The sequence below is a fragment of the Streptomyces sp. AK010 genome, assembly GCF_014207295.1.
GTDB classification, from domain to species: domain Bacteria; phylum Actinomycetota; class Actinomycetes; order Streptomycetales; family Streptomycetaceae; genus Streptomyces; species Streptomyces massasporeus.
In genome coordinates this window covers 1-15073 of the sequence record NZ_JACHCX010000031.1, presented here as the reverse complement: position 1 = coordinate 15073, position 15073 = coordinate 1, and the positions used below count along the sequence as shown (strand labels likewise).

The 15073-nt window shown below is 72.5% G+C and carries 10 protein-coding genes and 1 pseudogene; 4 read left to right on the top strand and 7 right to left on the bottom strand.

Going from position 1 to position 15073, the window contains the following annotated elements; all coding sequences use genetic code 11:
* Positions 1–44: 44 nt before the first annotated feature.
* Complete coding sequence (locus HDC93_RS35160) at positions 45–2294, top strand: MMPL family transporter (RefSeq protein ID WP_185014883.1); 2250 nt, start codon at positions 45–47, stop codon at positions 2292–2294.
* A 12-nt stretch (positions 2295–2306) separates the two neighbouring features.
* On the opposite strand, the gene HDC93_RS35155 is transcribed toward HDC93_RS35160, so the two are convergent.
* From HDC93_RS35155 to HDC93_RS35140, 4 genes are all read right to left on the bottom strand, one after another.
* Positions 2307–3074, bottom strand: a complete 768-nt coding sequence (locus tag HDC93_RS35155) for a sulfite exporter TauE/SafE family protein (RefSeq protein ID WP_185014882.1) — start codon at positions 3072–3074, stop codon at positions 2307–2309.
* A 185-nt stretch (positions 3075–3259) separates the two neighbouring features.
* Complete coding sequence (locus HDC93_RS35150; protein ID WP_185014881.1) at positions 3260–5269, bottom strand: DUF1996 domain-containing protein; 2010 nt, start codon at positions 5267–5269, stop codon at positions 3260–3262.
* A gap of 253 nt (positions 5270–5522) precedes the next feature.
* Positions 5523–6197, bottom strand: coding sequence for a lytic polysaccharide monooxygenase (locus tag HDC93_RS35145; protein ID WP_311774714.1), 675 nt, complete (start codon positions 6195–6197; stop codon positions 5523–5525).
* Between the two features lie 148 nt (positions 6198–6345).
* On the bottom strand, positions 6346–6978 hold the full coding sequence (locus HDC93_RS35140; protein ID WP_185014879.1) for an N-acetyltransferase: 633 nt from the start codon (positions 6976–6978) through the stop codon (positions 6346–6348).
* Between the two features lie 115 nt (positions 6979–7093).
* Here HDC93_RS35140 and HDC93_RS35135 point away from each other — a divergent pair, with 115 nt between their 5' ends.
* The gene (locus HDC93_RS35135) at positions 7094–8242 is read left to right on the top strand and encodes a YihY/virulence factor BrkB family protein (protein WP_185014915.1); all 1149 of its coding nucleotides are present in this window, start codon (positions 7094–7096) and stop codon (positions 8240–8242) included.
* Between the two features lie 14 nt (positions 8243–8256).
* Here the strand turns inward: HDC93_RS35135 and HDC93_RS35130 are convergent, their stop codons facing one another.
* On the bottom strand, positions 8257–8709 hold the full coding sequence (locus HDC93_RS35130) for a flavodoxin family protein (protein WP_398987646.1): 453 nt from the start codon (positions 8707–8709) through the stop codon (positions 8257–8259).
* Between the two features lie 432 nt (positions 8710–9141).
* On the opposite strand from HDC93_RS35130, the gene HDC93_RS35125 reads away from it, so the two are divergent.
* The gene (locus tag HDC93_RS35125) at positions 9142–9591 is read left to right on the top strand and encodes an SRPBCC family protein (protein ID WP_185014878.1); all 450 of its coding nucleotides are present in this window, start codon (positions 9142–9144) and stop codon (positions 9589–9591) included.
* 60 nt (positions 9592–9651) lie between these two features.
* Here HDC93_RS35125 and HDC93_RS35120 read toward each other — a convergent pair whose 3' ends face one another.
* Both HDC93_RS35120 and HDC93_RS35115 read right to left on the bottom strand, forming a co-directional pair.
* On the bottom strand, positions 9652–13980 hold the full coding sequence (locus HDC93_RS35120) for a cation-translocating P-type ATPase (protein ID WP_185014877.1): 4329 nt from the start codon (positions 13978–13980) through the stop codon (positions 9652–9654).
* 16 nt (positions 13981–13996) lie between these two features.
* Complete coding sequence (locus tag HDC93_RS35115; protein WP_260419947.1) at positions 13997–14623, bottom strand: hypothetical protein; 627 nt, start codon at positions 14621–14623, stop codon at positions 13997–13999.
* Positions 14624–14769: 146 nt separating this feature from the next.
* Between HDC93_RS35115 and HDC93_RS39025 the strand changes: the two are divergent.
* Positions 14770–14973, top strand: a pseudogene (locus HDC93_RS39025) (PhoD-like phosphatase N-terminal domain-containing protein); the annotation flags it as partial.
* Between the last annotated feature and the right edge of the window lie 100 nt (positions 14974–15073).

The following is a 15073-nucleotide window of genomic DNA, read 5'->3' as shown; positions in this document are numbered from 1 at the left end:
AATGGACGGCATTGACCTCCCGGCCGACACAGGAGACGACGTCCATGCCGCACAGCCGCAGGGGTGAAGGGGACCGGAAGGACGCGCGCGGAGGTGTGCTGCGGCGGCTGGGCGAGTGGTGCGCACGTCACTTCGTCGTCGTCATCATCGCCTGGCTGGTGGCACTGGTGGCGCTGCAGGTCGTCAGCCGTGAATTCGGAGGGGAGTACTCCGACAACTTCAGCCTGCCCCAGGCGCAGGCCCAGAAGGGGCTGGACGTGCTGAAGGCGCACGATCCCCAGGCCGGCGGCTACAGCAGCCAGATCGTGATGCGCGACGACCAGCAGCCCCTGACCGCGCTGAGCTCCCAGATGTCGACCACGGTCGCCGACCTGGAGAAGCTCCCGCACGTGCTGTCGGCCCAGAACCCGCTGACCGCCCCGGGCACGCCGAGCGGTCAGCAGAACGTGGGACCGCTGTCGGACGACAAGAAGACTGCCTACATCACCGTCCGTTTCAACGTGCAGCCCTCGACACTCGGCGACGACTACCTCAACGGCGTCGACACCGCGGTGCAGCCGTTGCGTTCGGCCGGGGCGCAGGTCGAGTACGGCGGGCCGCTCGGCGAGCTCGCCCGGCCGTCCGCCGACGACCGGGTGAGCGAGCTGATCGGTTTCGGCGTGGCGGTCATCGTGCTGCTGGTCGGGTTCGGGAGCGTGATCGCCGCCGTCGTCCCGCTGCTGAGCGCGCTGATCAGCGTCGTCGGCGGGCTCGCCATCCTCGGGCTGCTGGCGGCGGCCTTCACCTTCGCGACGGTCTCACCGACCCTGGCCACGATGATCGGCCTCGGTGTCGGCATCGACTACGCCCTGTTCATGCTCACCCGGCACCGGCAGAACCTCATCGACGGCATGGACCCGGTGCGGGCCGCGGGTCAGGCAGCGAGCACCAGCGGCCATGCCGTTCTCGTCTCGGGCTGCACGGTGATCATCGCGCTGGCGGGCCTGTCCGCGTCCGGGGTCTCCTTCATCTCCCTGCTCGGTGTCGCCGCCGCCGTCACCGTCGTCTCGGCCGTCGTCGGCGCGCTCACCCTGGTGCCGGCCCTGCTCGGCCTCATCGGCCGGCACATCGACCGCTTCCACGTGCGCACGCCCATCGCCGAGACCGAAGCCGGGGCGGGGGACACGCCGCAGGGCACCTGGCACCGGTACGCGCAGCGGGTGGAGCGCAGACCGCTGTCGTTCCTGTCGGCGGGTGTCGCCGTGGTCGTGGTCCTCGCGATCCCGTTGTTCTCCATCCAGCTCGGGCACATCGGCGACGGCGCCGACCCGACCTCCTTCACCGACCGACGGGCCTTCGACCTGATGGCCGATGCCTTCGGGCCCGGCTCGAACGGCCCGCTCACGGTCGTCATCGACCAGACGAACGTGCCTCAGTCGCAGCGCTCCGACTTGGCTTCGAAGGCCCAGCAGTCGGTCGACAAGGTCCAAGGGGCCGCCGTCGTCACTCCTCTGACGCCAACGCAGGACGGCGACCTCCTGATCGGCACGGTCTACTCGACCGTGTCCCCGCAGAACGCCACGACCACGGACCTGACCAACCGTCTCGTCGACGACACGCTGCCGGACGTGGTCCGGGGCACGGACGCCAAAGGGTACGTCACCGGTACGACGGCGACACAGGTCGACTTCCGTGACATCGTCGCCTCCCAGCTGCCCGTGATCATCGCCGTCGTGGTGGGTCTGGCGTTCCTGATCATCCTGGCCGTGTTCCGGGGGGTGCTCGTCGCCGTCAAGGCGGCCGTCCTGAACGTGCTCTCGATCGCCGCGTCGTACGGCGTGGTCGTCGCGGTCTTCCAATGGGGCTGGGGCGGTCCCGCTCTCGGGGTCCACGGCAAGGTGCCCATCGAGAGCTACGTGCCGATGATGATGTTCGCCATCGTCTTCGGCCTCAGCATGGACTACGAGATCTTCCTGCTGTCGCGTGTCCACGAGGCCTGGCTCCGCACCGGGGACGCCAAGGGGTCGGTCGCGCACGCCCTGGAGATCACGGCCCGCGTCATCACCTGTGCCGCCCTGATCATGGTGAGCGTGTTCGCGGCGTTCCTCCTCAGCAACAACATCGTGGTCAAGATGCTGGGGCTGGGGCTGGCCGTCAGCGTGCTCATCGACGCGACCGTCGTGCGGCTGCTCATGGTGCCGGCCGTGATGACGCTGCTCGGGCGGCACGCCTGGTGGATGCCGCGGTGGCTGGACCGGGTGCTGCCGCACATCGACGCCGAGGGGTCGAAGGCCGAGGCGCGCCCCGCTTCCTGACGGGGCCGGAGGTCAGCGGAGCACCAGGTGGACGAGGGCGACGGTGCCGACCGACACGATCAGCGTGCGCAGCACGGCCGGGCTGAAACGGCGTCCCGTTCTGGCTCCGACGAGGCCGCCGAGCGCTGATCCGGCGGCGATGAGCAGGACGGCCGTCCAGTCGAAGTGGGCGAAGAACAGGAACAGCACGGCGGCGACGGTGTTGACGACGGCGGCGAGCACGTTCTTCACTGCGTTGAGCCGCTGCAGCGTCTCGTCGAGCAGCATGCCCATCAGGGAGACGTAGATGATGCCCTGCGCGGCGGAGAAGTAGCCGCCGTAGACGCTGGCCAGCGTCAGCCCGGTGAACAGCAGGGGTCCGCCGTCGCGGCGCACGGGGCTGCTCCCCGTCTCGCGACGGCGGCGCACCCTCTTCGCGATCCAGGGCTGGCACGCGACCAGGACGAGGGCGAGGCCCACCAGGACCGGCACGATCCGTTCGAACGCCGACGCGGGCAGCGTCAGCAGCAGCACGGCGCCCGCGAGGCCTCCCAGCACGGCGCCGATGCCGAGCAGCAGGACGCGCCGCCGCTGGCCGCGCAGTTCCTCGCGGTAGCCGACGGCCGCGGTGATGGAACCGGGGACCAGGCCCAGGCCGTTGGACACCGTGGCCGTGACCGGGGGCATGCCGGTGGCGAGCAGGACCGGAAAGGTGATCAGCGTACCCGAGCCGACGACGGCGTTGACGGCCCCGGCGCCCGCGCCGGCGGCGAACACGGCGGCCATCTCCCACGGCGTCACGCCGTCCCTCCGCCGCGTGCGCCGTTCCAGGTGAGGTTCATGGGGCCACGCTAGAGGGTGGGTGGGTCGGCGGCGGTCGAAGGGTGCCGGTGTGCGCCCCTGGCCGGACACGCGGAACGGCGGCGGGATCCGGTGGGATCCCGCCGCCGTCACCGCCTCACGCCGGGGCGTGATGTCCAGTCGCCTCACATGTGGCTGCGCCTCACCCGGCGGAGGACGACGAAGCCCGCGATGACCAGCACGGCACCCGCCGCGGCCGGCCAGAGCTGGGCGCCGGTGTCGGCCAGGCCGCCCTGGCCGACCGCCTGCGGCTCCGTCCGGGACGGGACCGACGGGGTCGGGGCGGCACTGGTCGCCTGGCCGACGGCCTGGGAGTCACCGAGGCCGTCGGCGTCCTCGTCGTCGCCGTCCTTCGAACCGCCGCCCTGCTCGGCGGCGTTGCCGCCGTCGGCGGAGGCCGTCGCCTTCACCTCAGGCTGGGCGCCACCGGGAGCCGTGGACGCGTCGCCGGGCTCCGGCTCGGGGTCCGGCTCGTCCGCCGGGGGCTTCGCGGCCCCGCCCTTGCCGTCGTCACCGTCGTCGCCCTGGTCACCGGGCTTGCCGCCGCCGTTCCCGTTCTGCGGGGCGTCGGGGGTCCTGGTCGGCTCCTCCTGCGGGGCCGCCGGCGCCTTCGTCGGTTCCTCCTGAGGAGCCTCGGGGGTCTTGGTCGGCTCCTCCTGGGGGGCCTCCGGCTTCTTGGTCGGCTCCTCCTGGGGCTCCTCGCCCGGTGCCGGGTCCTGTCCGCCGTCCGCTCCCGCTCCGCACTTACGGCCGTCGTTGATGCAGTCGACCATCTCACCCATCAGATCCTCGTCGAAGATGTTGATGAAGTCGCCGTGGTCCGTGACCGGCTTGTGCAGCTGCTCCGGGAAGGAGTCGACCGCGAAGAGAGGTGTCGTACGGCCGCCGTCCTGTAGGCTCGGCGCGTCGATGTCGTAGACGATGCGCTGGACGAGCTGCGGGATGGGGCGGAAGCCGGACGGGCAGTTGCCGGCGGCGTCCGCGAACGCCACGTGGGTGCGGTGGTTGGCGCTGTCGATGTTGCGGCCGTCCCAGCAGCTCTGGAACCTGAAGGTCCGTACGACGTCGCTGCCCTGCGGGCACAGCGGGTACTTGTCCTTCAGCTGCCGGTCCTCGAAACCGGTGCAGCTCCACGAGGCGTTGGCGTTGGCGGGGCCGTTCACGAAGGACTTGGCGTCGCCGGTGATGATGCGCAGCAGCCGCGGCATGGCCGTGACCTTCTCGCGCGGGTTGCCGAGGAACGTCAGCGTGACCTGCTTCGGCGTGACGATCTCGCCGGCGTTGCCCTCGATGCCGCCGCCCGGCTTCTGGGCGTCCTGCTCCTGGGCACCGTTCTGCAGGCGCACGACGGGCCAGTAGTAGGACGACTTGTCGCCCTGGTCGGCGCAGCTGGTCTCGGCCTTCGCGAGGTCCTGGTCGCTGGCGAAGGCGTTGTTGGACTGGTTGCCGACGTAGTCGTGGAAGTGGTGGGCGCCGTTGGTCACGCCCGGGGCGGCGATGATGTTGTCGGAGTTGAACAGGCCGTTCTCGTTCACACCGCAACTCGTGGCGAAGGAACCGCCGGACACAGCGCCCTTGTCGTTCGCGTTGGGCTGGACGCTCTTGATGTCCGCGAAGTCGGCGGCGACGGGGCCGTTGCCCGCCTGCCCGCCGTTGGCGCCCTGGCCCTGGCCGGCCTGGCCCTGCTCCTCGGCGGGCTGTTCGTCACCGCCGTCCTGGCCTTCGCCCTGCGCGGGTGCCTCGTTGCCGTCCTCGACGGTGCAGGCGGCGAGGGCCTCGAGTCCTTCGGGGCGGTCCCCGACGCGGTCGATGGCGATCGCGATGCGCTCGAGGGTCGCGGCCCGCTTCTCCTTCAACGGGTTCACGACCGCGTTGTCGGCGAAGCCGGGGTCCTGCTGCACCTGCTGGGCGGATTCGCTCAGCCGCTGATAGGCCTTGGCTATCTGCTCGTCGAGGAGGGCGAGTTCCTTGTCGACCTCCCCTCGCGCCTGTTCGGGGACCGAGGTCAGCTTGCTGCCGACGTCCGGGCAGTCGATCGTCGCGCCCGCGGTCCGAACCCCCGTGCCGGACCGCGTCTCGGCGGAGTCGCCGCCCGAACCTCCGTCCGTGGCGGAGGCGTAGACGTTCGCGGCCATCAGGCCGCCTCCGCCCAGGATCAGTGCGAATGCGGCGAAGGTCGCGCGTCGTGGGCCGGTAGGGCGTCTTCGCGTATTGCGTCCCAAGGGTGCTCTCCTGCGCTTGTGGCGTGCCGGGCATGAAAATCCCCTCGCCCCATACGTACGGGAGCACCGGTGTGTTCACTCGGCTCGAAAACTTTCGGAGAACTCTCATGAATCCCGCACCGGCCCGGGCCCCGCCGGGCGGTGCCGCCCGGCGGGGAGGCGCAGGTCAGCGGAAGTTCACGTCACTGCACAGGAAGTAGGTCTGGTCCATGTGCGAGGCCTGCCAGATCGTGTAGACGACGTGCCGGCCGCTGAGTCCCGAAGTACTCACGGGGATCTCGTAGTTCTGGCTGGGCGCGTACCTGCCGGTGCGCTTGACGAGCTGGAGGTCGTTCCAGGTCAGCGGCCGGGTGGTGGGGTCGAAGCCCTGCCGGGTGACGTAGACCAGGAAGTAGTCGGCGCCGTGGCTGGCCTGGTCCTGGAGCTTCACCGTGAAGTCGCCGGTGATGTCCGTGGTCTTCCAGGCGCCGACCGCGTCGAGGGAGTTGTACCGGCCGCCCTCGGTCCGGCCGCCGCTGCACAGCTGGCCGTCGGGAACGGCTGCGGGGAAGTTGCCGCCGGAGCCGTTGCGGTACAGGCCGTTCCAGTTCCACATGGCGTTGGGGTTGTCCTGCCACGCCTGCCAGCACATGGGGTCGAGCCGGGCCGTCTCGGGGTTCTGGAAGTCACTCCCCCAGCGCAGCCAGCAGCCGTAGTTGCGGGAAGCCGGGTCGACGACCGAGCCGTGGGCGACGGCGGTGCCGCTCCAGGGGATCAGGCTGAGCAGTGCGGCGACCAGGACGCTCAGGGCGAGTGCCGGTCGGGACCTGAGATGGGGGGATTTCTGCCATGACCATGACACTTCATGATCTCTCTCTTTCAGGTGTGGGGGTGTCATGCGCTTCAGTCGCGCTGTCGATCATGTTTCGATGTGGGAGCGCTCCCACCCACTCAGGCTGCACCCGCTGACACGAGTCGGCAATGTTCGAATCGCACCACTTCCGTATCGGTCAGAGCCGGTCGGGTTCCTTCGTGGCGCGCCCGAGGTGGGTGGCCTCGCCCGGCTCGGGGACGTCGATCTCCTCGAAGCCCATCCGGTCGTAGAAGGCCCTGGCCCGGGTGTTGGCGGTCGCCATGGAGAGGTGGACGGCCTGCACGCCCCTGTCCTGGAGGGCCCCCAGGAGCGTTTGCATCAGGCGGCGTCCGTGACCGCGGCCCTGCCAGCCGGGAAGCAGGTCGATGTGCAGATGCGCGGGATGGGCCGCCAGTTCGGGCAGCACCATCCGTTCGGGGTGGTGCAGCAGCCCCGCCATCACCTCGTCCGGGGTGCGCGGCGGCCGGGGAGGCTCCGGGTAGCGGTCGGCGACCATGGGCAGCCATGTCGCACGGAAGGCCTCGGCGAAGCGCGGGGTGTCGGCCGCGCCGAGGATGTAGCCGACCGCCCGCCCGTGCCCGTCGTCCAGCACGAAGGCCGGCTCCGGCTCCAGATGTACGTACGGCGCGGCGAAGGTCACCGGGAAGATGCCCGGGTCCGCGTAGTGGGGGCGGCTGTCCTCGCCGTGGTGCGCGGTGCGGATGCAGACGTCGTCGAGGGCGGGACGGTCTTCGGGGCGGTACGGACGGATGGCGGGCGATGTGGTCATGGCTGCATCGTGCCGGGCGTGGGAGCGCTCCCTCAACCTCTTTCGGAGCAGCGGAGGACTCCGGCTCGAACGAGCGCGGCTTAAGGGCCCGGCCTGGGGTTACCCGTCTCACATGATGAAGCTGCATATTCCGGGACGTAAAGAGCACGACGAGGCCGAGGCCCCACCTCCGCAGAGCCCGGACACCGGGCCCGAGGCGGACCGCAGGGAGTCTCCCGAGGCGGTTCACCGGGAGTCTCCCCAGGCTGAACGCCATGACGCCCCCACCCCCGCTTCCGAGGAGCCCGGACCGGGCCCCGAGGTGGAGCGTGCGGCGCCGGACTCGCTGGCCGAGATGCCCCGGAAGTCGTGGGGCGCGGTACTGAAGGGCAGCCTGCGGGAGTTCAAGGACGACGAACTGACCGACCGGGCGGCCGCGCTGACGTACTACGGCGTGCTCGCGATGTTCCCGGCGCTGCTGGTGCTGGTGTCGATGCTGGGCCTCACCGGCGGGTCGACCACGGACAAGGTCACCGAGAACGTCCGCGAGCTCGTGCCCGGCTCGGCGGGTGACATCATCACCCGGGCCGTCGACCAGTTGCAGGGCAACGCCGGCATCGGCTCGCTGATGGCGATCGTCGGTCTGGTGCTGGCCGTGTGGTCGGCGTCCGGCTATGTCGGGGCGTTCATCCGCTCCGCCAACGCCGTGTACGACATGCCGGAGGGCCGGCCGGTGTGGAAGCTGCTGCCGATGAGGGTGGGCGTCACGGTCGTGCTGCTGGTGATGGCCGTCATCAGCGCGCTGATCGTGGTGTTCTCGGGCGGGCTGGCGCAGCAGGCCGGGGACGCCCTGGGGATCGGCGACACCGCGTTGACGGTGTGGTCGATCGCCAAGTGGCCCGTCCTGGTCCTGTTGGTCGTGAGCATGATCGCGATCCTGTACTGGGCGGCGCCGAACGCCAAGGTGAAGGGGTTCCGCTGGATCACTCCGGGCAGTTTCCTGGCCCTGCTGATCTGGATGGCCGCCTCCGCCGGCTTCGCGGTCTACGTGGCCAACTTCGCCTCGTACAACAAGACCTACGGCACCATGGCCGGTGTCATCGTCTTCCTCATCTGGCTGTGGATCACCAATCTGGCGATCCTGCTGGGTCTGGAGTTCGACGCGGAGACGGTGCGGCAGCGGGCCATCGCCGGTGGGCATCCGCCCGAGGCCGAGCCGTACACCCAGCCGCGTGACACCCGGGCGTGGGACGAGCAGGACCGGCGCCGGCTGGAAGAGACCTGACCCGGTCGGCCGGGTCAGCCCATGAGCCCGGCGGCGACCGTCGCGCCCAGGTCCCAACACCGTTCGAGGTCGCCCTTGTCCGGCTCGCCGGTCACGGTGACGGCCTCGGCGGTGCGGCGCCAGCCGAGGCCCGTGGTGACCGACTCGATTCCGCGCACCGCGCCGGTGACGTCGTTGCCGCCGTGCACCCAGTAGCCGAAGGGGCGTCCGCGCGTGGCGTCCAGGCACGGGTAGTAGACCTGGTCGAAGAAGTGCTTCAGGGCGCCGGACATGTAGCCGAGGTTCGCGGGAGTGCCGAGGAGGAAGCCGTCGGCGGCGAGGACGTCGGAGGCGGTGGCGGACAGCGCGGGCACGCGGACCACCCGGACGCCCTCGATGTCGGGGTCCGTCGCCCCGGAGACGACGGCTTCGAACATCGCCTGGCAGTTCGGCGAGGGCGTGTGATGGACGATCAGCAAGGTGGCCACGGCACCCGACCTTGCCGTCCGGACACCCGTCACGCAAGCCCGGGCTCCGTCACCGCGTGTGGTGACGGAGCCGAGTACGCCGGCTCCGCCGAACAGGCCGCCGCCCTTGCCGAAGCGCTGGCCCTTCTCGGTCGTCTCGGCCTGGGCGAGCGGCATCTCGCCGCGTACCGGGTCGGTCAGTTGCTCGGTGGCCCGTTGCACCAGCTCGCCCACCGGCTCGTCCCCGGCCGCCCGCCGCTCCCCGAGCGGGGAGCGGCGGGGCCCGTGCGGTGCGTGTCCGTCATGGCGATCACCTCCCGTTCCGCAGTTCGGGGCCGGGTACCAGCGACAGCGGAAAAGACACCTGGTGAGACAAGTTGCGATGACGATGAGTGAGCGGCGCAAGATCAGGTACCCGTCCTTCGCTCACGTTCGAGAGAGGGAGGCATCGCCTTGTCGCAGGTAGAGGAATCCATCGAGGTCCGCGTGCCGGTGCACACCGCGTACAACCAGTGGACGCAGTTCGAGTCCTTCCCCCAGTTCATGGACGGTGTCGAGCGCATCGAGCAGCGCACCGACACCCTCACGCACTGGGTGACGAAGGTCGGCGGCCAGGCGCGGGAGTTCGACGCGGAGATCACCGAGCAGGTCCCGGACGAGCGCGTCGCCTGGACCACCGTGGGCGGCGAGGCGCGGCAGGCCGGTGTGGTGACGTTCCATCGGATCAAGGACGACACGACCAAGGTCATGCTGCAGATGGACTTCGACCCCAGTGGTGTGGCCGAGACCGTCGGCGACAAGCTCGGGTTCGTGAAGCGGCAGGTCTCCGGTGATCTGGCACGGTTCAAGGAGTTCATGGAGGCCCGCGCAGCGGAGACGGGCGCCTGGCGCGGCAAGGTCTGACCAGGTGTGAGGAGGCCGCCACCCCGGCATGGGGTGGCGGCCTCCCGCTGTGCCCGCCCGCTATGCCACGGGGGCGGCGATGCCGCTGCGGAGGAGCTGCCGGGCCTGCCCGCTCAGGTCGCCCAGGCGCAGGGCGAGCCGTGCCGCGGCGTCGTAGAGGGTGTGGACGGCGCCGAGGCGCTCCAGGCGGGGGGCCAGGGCCGACAGGGCGATGGCCAGGGCGACGCCCGCCCAGGCGACGGGGCCGAGCGGGGTGCAGCCGAAGAAGTGGCTGACGCCGGGGGTCTGGACGAGGGCGGCGAGGACCGCGGCGGAGCCGAGGGCCGTGACCCACACCAGGGTGCTGTGGCGCCGTCCGGACAGGGTCTGGACGAGCTGGGCGCCGACCACGCCGCACAGGGCCATGGTGGTGGACCGGCGTTCGGTGCCGGGGGTGAGGCGCCCGATGAGGTACGCCGCGACCGCGCCGAAGCAGGTGGTGATGCCGCGGCGGCGGATGGAACGCAGCAGGGGCGCGCCCAGGACGTCGAGGCCCATCGGGCCGTTCGCGGCGTGCTCGGCGGTCGAGGGGTCGCTGCTCGGCGTGACGGCCACGGCCATGGCCGGGAACATGTCGGTGAGCAGGTTGACCAGCAGCAGCTGACGGGTCGACAGGGGTGAGGCGCCGGCGAGCAGGGTGCCGAGGACGCTGAAGCCGACCTCGCCTGCGTTGCCGCCGATGAGGATGCTCACCGCGTCGGCGACGCTGCGCCACAGGGCACGGCCCTCGGCGACCGCGTCCACCAGGACCGACAGGTCGCCGGTGGTGAGCACGAGGTCGGCTGCGTTGCGGGCGGCTGCGGAGCCGCGGGACTCCACGCCGACCCCTACGTCGGCGGCGCGGATGGCGGCGGCGTCGTTGGCACCGTCGCCGGCCATCGCCACGACCCGCCCGGCCTGTTGCAGGGCCTCGACGACGTGCAGCTTCTGCTCGGGGGCGACCCGGACGATGACACCCGCTCCGCGCAGGACCCGGACGCGTTCGCGGCGTTCCATGGCGACGAGTTCGTCGCCGGTCACCGCCTCGGTCTCCTCCGGCCAGCCCAGTTGCAGGGCGATGGCGCGGGCGGTCTCCGGGTGATCGCCGGTGAGCATGACGGGCAGGATGCCGGAGCGGCGCAGTTCCGCGAGCAGGGCGTGCGAGGTGTCGCGCGGCACGTCGGCGAGGGCGACGAAGCCGCTGAACTCCAGGTCCGCGAGCGGCAGGTCGAGTTCGGCCCCGGCGTCGTCGGCCCGGCAGGCGCGGCGGGCGACGGCGAGGACGCGCAGTCCCTGCCCGGCCAGCTCGTGGGCGGTGTCCCAGGCGTGGCCGGGAAGGTCGCGGCAGGCGGGCAGGATCGTCTCGGGGGCGCCCTTGACGACGAGGAGTTCACCCATGTCCGGGTCGCCGTCCCGGCCGACTGCGGCGGCGTAGCCGCGGCGGGTCTCGAAGGGCAGTTCGCCGGTGGGGGCCCAGCCCTGGTCGGGCGGGGCGACGTCGAGGACGGCCTCGTCGGTGGCGTGCGCGACTTTGCGGCCCTGCCCCGTCTCCTCCTGCGGGCAGGCGCGCGCGGCCAGCCGCACGATCGGGTCGGCCTGCTCATCGTCCGTGGCGAGGACGGTGCCGTCGGCGGTGGCGGCGCGGACCAGGCGCAGCTTGTTCTCGGTGAGGGTGCCGGTCTTGTCGAAGCAGACGGTGTCGACCCGGCCCAGCGCCTCCAGGGTGCGCGGGGTGCGGACCAGGACGCCGCGGCGGGACAGCCGGCGGGCCGCCGCCATCTGCGCGACGGTGGCGACGAGCGGCAGCCCCTCGGGGACGGCGGCGACGGCGACCGCGACACCACCGCTGACGGCGCGCCGGACGGGGCTGCCGCGCAGCAGGGACAGCCCGGTCACGGCCGCGCCGCCGGTGAAGGTGACCGGCAGGGCCTTGCGGGTGAGTTCCTGGAGCCGGGCCTGGACGCCGGCGGGGGGCGGGGTGCGGGCGGCGAGGGTGACGGCCCGGCCCGCCTCGGTCTGGTCGCCGGTGTCCACGACGAGGGCGGTGGCCCGTCCGGCCACGACGGTGGTGCCCTCGAAGACCATGCAGGTGCGCTGGGCCACCGGCAGGCCGGGGGTGGCGTCGACGGATTTGGTCACCGGCAGGGACTCGCCGGTGAGCGCCGACTCGTCGACCTCCAGGCCGTCGACGTCCAGCAGCCGGGCGTCGGCGGGGACGACGTCGCCGGCGCCGAGGCTGATCTCGTCCCCGGGGCGCAGCCGGGCGGCGTCGACGGTGACCGTGCGGGCGGGGCCGTTCTGCTTGCGGGCCTTGGGCTGCTGCCGGGCGGCGAGCCGGGCCAGGGCCTGTTCGGCGCGCAGCCGCTGGAGTCCGCCGGTCACCGCGTTGAGGTCCATGGCGCCGACGACGAGCAGCGCGTCGACGACCGAACCGAGCAGGGCGGAGGCGACGGCTCCGGTGGCGAGGACGGGCGTGAGCGGGTCGTCGAGTTCGCGGCGCACGGCACCGGCCGCCTGCCACGTCCAGCGGGCGGGGGCGACGGCCGGGTGCCGGGTCAGGCGGGCGGCCTGCTGCTTGGAGCGGTCGGCGAGCAGGGCGAGTCCGCGGGGCTCGCCGTCGCGGTCGGCGCGCCCGAGCCGGTCGCGGGCCTCGTGGGGTTCCAGGGCGTGCCAGGGGATGTGCAGCCGGGGTGGCGGCGGGGTCGCCCGGGCCACCTGGACGGCTTCGAGCCAGCCGGTGAGCAGGGCGCCCGCGGCGGCGATGTTGACGGGCGCGTGCCGGGTGAGGGGCCACAGGAGGTGACGGCCCGGGGGCTGCCCGCCGCGGGCGACGAGGAGACCGGAGAGGGCCGCGCCGGCGCGGGCCAGGGTCTGCGAGCGGCGTCCGACGCGCCGGGCCGCGGGAATCGCCGTGAGCAGCCGCCACACGTCGGCGAGGCCGCCCGGTGCCAGCACGTCGACGCCCCAGGAGAGGGCCGCACGCCCGTCGGCGAGGGCGATGGCCACGTCACCGGCGGGCAGCCCGGCCGCGACGTGCCCGTCGCCGGACTCGTTCAGGCGGGCGACGGTCACGACGACGTGCCCCTCGTCCTGGAGGGCCCGTACGACCTCTCCGAACGGCTTGGCGCTCGGGGCGATCTCGTCGGCGAGGCGGGTGATGTCCTTCAGGTCGGAGCCGCCCGCGATCACGACGTGCAGTCCGGCCCTGCGAGCGGCGTCCAGCACGGCTTCGGCGAAGGGGTGGACCGGGTCGTCGGGCAGGCCCTCGTCGGTGTCGTCGGGCCGCAGGCTGCGCAGGGCGTCGGCGTGCAGGACCAGGGCGTCGGCGATCTCCAGTTGCCGCAGGCGCTCCCCGTTGCGCAGGAGGATCCCGGCGTGGGCGAGGTAGGTGCCGAGGGTCGCGCCGAAGGCGGCGGGGCCGTACCGGGCCGCCTTCGGGGATCCGGCGAGGACCGCTTCGGCCGCGTCCCTCGCGTGGTGCGTGACGAGGAGGGTGGCGGCGGCGCCGGCGATGCTGCCGGTGCTGGCGTGGGAGGCGTACTCCGCGGCGGGGGTCACCTTGAGTGGCGGCCGGGTGTTCACGGGGCAGGGCAGGCTGGTGCGCCGGTGGTGGCAGACGTCGTCGTGCAGCGTCTCGAAGGCCGCGGCCCTGGCCACGGCTTCGGTGAGCTGGTTGCCGCGCAGGATGCCGTCGAGCACGAGGGCGAGCGGGGTCTGGCCGATGCCGTGGGCGGCGGCGTTGGCCGCGGCGAGGACGAGTTCCATGCCGGACGCGCCGAACCGCTGCCGGAGCAGGGCCCGGAAGCGGGGGTTCTCGCGCAGCAGCGTGACGGTGGCGGTGATGATCCGCGAGGAGGGCGGCAGCCGCAGGGACCGGCCGGCCAGGGCACCGGCCGTTCCCGCGGCGTCCATCAGGATCGCCGCCGCGGTGACGCGCACCTCGGTGGGGTCCCCGGGGTGGCTGGTGTCGCGGGCGGTGGGGTCGGCTCCCTCGGCCAGGCCGAAACGGGTGGCGAGCTCGGTGGCCCGCTCGGTGACGCGGTCGGTGACGGCGTCCTCGGCCATGGTGACCACCAGGCGGGACAGTCCGCCGTCCCAGTACGCCGTGAGCACGTCCGGGTGCTCGACCAGTTCCTCGGCGACCTGGCGGGCGAGGGCCCCGACCTCGCCGTCGGGGTGCCGCAGCGCGAGGTGGAGGCGCTGCCCGGCCTTCCAGTGCTCTCCGCCGGTCAGGGCGTTGCGCGCGACGTTGCGGACGCGGCGCGTGGTGTCGTAGGCGGACGTCACCGACCGGGCGGCGCTGCGGGCGGCGCCTGCGGCCGCCCCGGCCACGGCACCGGCGAGCGGGGTGACGTCGAAGAGTGCGAGCATGTGCTGTCGTCCTGACTCAGCCAGTGGGGTGGCTGTCGCGTGCGTGCCCGTGGGGCTGCTCCTCGCCGTGGTGGGCGGTGGCCTCGGCGACCTGCTTCAGCGCGGAGGCGGTGGCGGTGTCGCCGACCTTGGCGGGCTGTTCGTGGACGTGCTGTTCCGACTGCTCGCGGCGGTGGTGGGAGGGGTTGAGTCTGCCGCCCGGGCCGTGCGCGGAGGTGTCCTCGTCGTCGCGGCCCGTCCGGGCGGGGCGGTCGGCCCCGGCCCCGGCCCCGGCCCCGGCCCCGGCCCCGGCCCCGGCCCCGGCGGAGTGTGTGCCGCCGTTCGGTGACGCGCCGTCGGGCCCCTGTCCGGGGCGCGGCCGGGTCAGCCAGGCCACGGCCGCGCCGGTCACCGCCACCGGCCACTCCACGACTCCGGCCACGCCGAGCACCCCTGCGCCGGCGTAGACGGCCATCCGGCGGCCGCGCGGCGAGACCGCGCCGATCCTGTCCAGCGCGTCCGTGGCCACCTTGCCCACCTGCTCCGCACCCGGCAGGTGCCGCAGGCCCGAGGCAACGGCCCGCAACGGCTGCGGAAGTCCGGACGAGCGTGATGTCTCCTGGTTCATACCGACCTCCACAAGCGCGTCGTCCAGCGGCGTCATCCGGTTTCCCACACCTTTGCCCCATATTCCGTCTTTGCGGGGTTATGCGCTTGTCTTGTTCGGCCGGGGTGTCGGAGGACCGTCCGGCCGTCGTGGACTCCGCCCGTGCAGCGCCTGGATCGGCCGGGCGGTCCGGCCCGTACCGGCCTCGCGAGGGCGCGCCGGTGGCGCCACCCGGAGAACTCCCCGCGGCCCGGATCACCGACAGCCCGTTCACCCTCGGCGTCGCCTCCGGGGACCCGCTGTCCGACGCGGTGCTGCTGTGGCCCCGGCTCGCGCCCCAGCCGTTCGCGGAGGACGGCGGCCTCGGCCAGGAGCGGGTCGCCGTCTCCTGGGAAGTGGCCCTGGACTAGTGGCAAGGCCGTGAAGTTATGGCTCGGGCGGGGTTGTCCAGGGGGCCGTAGGCAGCGGTTTCGCCGGACATGAGGAGCGGAGCCCCGGTAGAACTGG

Coding starts and splice junctions, on each gene's coding strand:
- HDC93_RS35140 (WP_185014879.1), bottom strand. CDS start 6,978: ATGACCACATCGCCCGCCATCCGTCCGTACCGCCCCGAAGACCGTCCC.
- HDC93_RS35120 (WP_185014877.1), bottom strand. CDS start 13,980: ATGCTCGCACTCTTCGACGTCACCCCGCTCGCCGGTGCCGTGGCCGGG.
- HDC93_RS35115 (WP_260419947.1), bottom strand. CDS start 14,623: ATGACGCCGCTGGACGACGCGCTTGTGGAGGTCGGTATGAACCAGGAG.
- HDC93_RS35160 (WP_185014883.1), top strand. CDS start 45: ATGCCGCACAGCCGCAGGGGTGAAGGGGACCGGAAGGACGCGCGCGGA.
- HDC93_RS35150 (WP_185014881.1), bottom strand. CDS start 5,269: ATGGCCGCGAACGTCTACGCCTCCGCCACGGACGGAGGTTCGGGCGGC.
- HDC93_RS35135 (WP_185014915.1), top strand. CDS start 7,094: ATGAAGCTGCATATTCCGGGACGTAAAGAGCACGACGAGGCCGAGGCC.